General features: G+C 59.4%; 3 protein-coding genes and 1 pseudogene. 1 reads left to right on the forward strand and 3 read right to left on the reverse strand.

Translation table 11 applies throughout. The features are described from left to right. Positions 1–76: pseudogene (locus AAAB16_RS22700) on the reverse strand (hydrolase); the annotation flags it as partial. Between the two features lie 169 nt (positions 77–245). On the opposite strand from AAAB16_RS22700, the gene AAAB16_RS22705 reads away from it, so the two are divergent. Then, entirely contained in the window at positions 246–1,151 is a 906-nt protein-coding gene (locus AAAB16_RS22705; protein ID WP_340665380.1) for a LysR substrate-binding domain-containing protein, read from the forward strand. 50 nt (positions 1,152–1,201) lie between these two features. Here the strand turns inward: AAAB16_RS22705 and AAAB16_RS22710 are convergent, their stop codons facing one another. Together AAAB16_RS22710 and AAAB16_RS22715 are read right to left on the reverse strand one after the other, a co-directional pair. After that, a complete protein-coding gene (locus AAAB16_RS22710; protein WP_340665381.1) occupies positions 1,202–2,539 on the reverse strand; it encodes a type II toxin-antitoxin system HipA family toxin in 1,338 nt (445 codons plus the stop codon). Between the two features lie 4 nt (positions 2,540–2,543). Continuing rightward, positions 2,544–2,804 (reverse strand): helix-turn-helix transcriptional regulator, encoded by a 261-nt coding sequence (locus AAAB16_RS22715; RefSeq protein WP_110618695.1) that lies wholly within the window; start codon positions 2,802–2,804, stop codon positions 2,544–2,546. Positions 2,805–2,911: the final 107 nt, after the last annotated feature.

Raw genomic sequence — 2,911 nt, forward strand, 5'->3', positions numbered from 1 at the left:
AACCAGCCTGGTGGTCGACCAGCAGAACCACGGCGTTGTCTTTGTCCAGACGGTTGTATTTGTAAGAAGTAGTCATGCTGCGTTCCTCGCTTTCTGATTGGGGGTGCCGACGATTCGGCGTTTAAGTAGCGTTGCTCAGTGGCCGCTGCGTTGTGTGTGTTGCGGCATGGGTAAAGCTTAAAATCGACACCCTAAGTGCGCTAGACTGCAAAAATTGCCTTTAGCGTTCTATTTGGAGAACGATCATGGAAGACCTCAACAGCCTCTACTACTTCACCCAGGTGGTGGAGCACGGCGGTTTTGCCGCAGCTGGGCGGGCGCTGGATATGCCCAAGTCCAAGCTCAGCCGGCGCATCAGCGAGCTGGAAGAACGCCTGGGCGTGCGCCTGCTGCAGCGCACCAGCCGGCACAACACCCTGACGGAAATCGGCCAGGCCTATTACCAGCGCTGCGTGGCCATGCGGGTGGAGGCGGAAAGTGCCGCCGAGGTGATTGAGCGCAACCGCAGCGAACCGCGCGGCCTGGTGCGCCTGGCCTGCCCCACCACCCTGCTGAACTCCTGGGTGGGGCCGATGCTGACCCGCTATATGCTCAAGTACCCGCTGGTGGAACTGCTGATCGAGGCCACTAACCGGCGTGTCGATGTGTTGCACGAGGGCTTTGATATCGCCCTGCGTGTGCGCTTTCCGCCGCTGGAAAACACCGACATGGTGATGAAGGTGCTGGGCAACAGCACCCAGTGCCTGGTCGGCCATCCGCAATATGCGCAGTGCTTGGGTGAGGGCTTTGCGCCTGAAGAACTAAGCCGCTTACCGAGCCTGTATTGGGGTGGCCAGCAGCGCGAGTATCAGTGGGAGTTGTTTGATGCCGAGGGCGTTTCGTTAACCATTGCCCACAAACCGCGGATGGTCACCGACGACCTGCGCGCCCTGCGTGATGGCGCGCTGGCCGGCGTGGGCATCGTGCATTTGCCCAAGGTGGCGGTGCGTGACGATTTGGCCGCCGGCACCTTGGTGGAAATGCTGCCGGGGTGGACGCCCAAGTGCGGCATCGTCCACGCGATTTTCCCCTCACGGCGCGGGTTGTTGCCGTCGGTGCGCACGTTGATTGATTTTCTTGGCGAGGAGTTTAGTCAGAGCGATATGGCGTGAGGCGTTGAGCCAACAGCGTATGCGCCTGCCGGCTGAATTCAGCTAGGGCTTCAGGAGCGCTTCTTCGCCAGCAGTTCCGAGCGCCCGACTTGCGTGCGACTGGGTTCGGGCTTTAGCGGGCCAGAGAAACCCGCCGCTTCTATTTCGGCCTCCAAACCTCGGTAACGCGGCGCACTTTTAGCGCTGCGCAGGGTTTCCATACCGACGTTCCAGGCATGCACCATATGCTTGGCCACATCGCGCCAGGCGGGTTCATTTTTCGCCGCCTCAATCACTTCCCGACCAACCACCACGGCTGACTCGCAGAGTGTTTCAACCATTACCCCGTACTGACGGGGGGAAATGCCTAACACGCCATTGAAAAACACCTCCAGCGACCGACCGGGCGTCCAGGTTTGCCTGCCGCCGATAGATAAGCCGGGCGGATTGGAAGCGAAGCGCGGATAAGCCTGAGTCGTGACCAGGTCATACACAGGGGTAAAGGCCACATCGTTGAGCGCGGTGTAGGCCAGTGCGATGTTTTTCGCATGGCAATCGGCGTTGCGCACTACGTAGTTAGTCAACAGATGCCAACCCAGGTGTTCCCGTTGGCTGCGCAATAATGCGCTGGGTATATATGGCCGCGTGGCGTTCCATACGCGCTCGGTGGTCGGCGCATATTTCTCATGGGGCGGCAGGCCCAATAGGCCGCAAGCGTCCTCCAGACCGTAGCAAGGAACACCGTTTTTATCGACATCGAAGCGATCAACCACCAGCACCCTGCCGTCTTCAGACATACGGCAACTGGCGACCGGCACCACGTTTAATCGCTCGAGCACACGCAGGGTGTAAAACTCGTTGAAACCCAAAAATGGCGTTTGCGCATCGGAGCCTTTGATCAGGTGAAAGCCGGTGCGCAGGGTCGGTTTACCCAGCGCACTCGCGGGGGCTGGGGTGTTATCGGCAATAAACTTGGGTACCACACCAGACACGGCCACCCGCGCATAGCGCCGAACCAGTGTGGCGAAGTGCTCGGCGGTGTTTTCCGCCTTCAGCAAGTGGCTGACGTCCAGCGGCTCCAGGTCGATGCCTGGGGCAACGCCTTGTGGGGTGACAGCCACACGACCGATGCCGGCACCACCGACTAAGCCCAGCAAGGACAGGTCGGTGCCGTCAAATAGCGAGCCGAACTCCTCACGGATAACGCCCAGCAGATAGCCCTCGGGAAGGTTCTGCCGAAAAAACGGGAACAGGTCGCGAGGCCAGCGCCAAGGTTCTTCGCGCACGGGCATGGCCAGGCTGACAAAGTCTTCTGGAGCGGTACCGGGAAGGTACTTGAGCACGTATTCATCACGCTCGCGGTAGAGGCTGGCCACCGTTTTGCCGCTGACGTGCACATCCAGTTGCATGGGCTTAGAAACCCTCTGAACGCTGTTCAGCGAGGATGTCTTCCACCGTGCGCTGGTGTCCGGCCTTGATGACTTTCAGGTCGTAGCCTGCTGCTTCCAATAGGCGCAGCAACACCGACACGCTCATGTCGCCTTTGGCCAAGGTTTCCATGCGCGCCACGGTTGAGCGTGCCACCCCCGCACGGTTGGCGAGGGCTTCTTGGCTGAGGCTGGCCGAAGCGCGACTGTCTTTGAGCATTTCTGCAACATCAGACAAGGTGGTCATTTGTAGCCCTCAGGCCTCAAAAATAGCAAAAAAAGAATAAATGTAGCCCTCGGGCTACGAAACAATAACATTAAACCGAAGCCCTTGGGCTACAAGGAAGTGAATAC

Origin of the sequence: Pseudomonas sp., from assembly GCF_037994325.1 — a bacterium.
In the GTDB taxonomy this organism is placed as follows: domain Bacteria; phylum Pseudomonadota; class Gammaproteobacteria; order Pseudomonadales; family Pseudomonadaceae; genus Aquipseudomonas.

Coding starts and splice junctions, on each gene's coding strand:
- AAAB16_RS22710 (WP_340665381.1), bottom strand. CDS start 2,539: ATGCAACTGGATGTGCACGTCAGCGGCAAAACGGTGGCCAGCCTCTAC.
- AAAB16_RS22705 (WP_340665380.1), top strand. CDS start 246: ATGGAAGACCTCAACAGCCTCTACTACTTCACCCAGGTGGTGGAGCAC.
- AAAB16_RS22715 (WP_110618695.1), bottom strand. CDS start 2,804: ATGACCACCTTGTCTGATGTTGCAGAAATGCTCAAAGACAGTCGCGCT.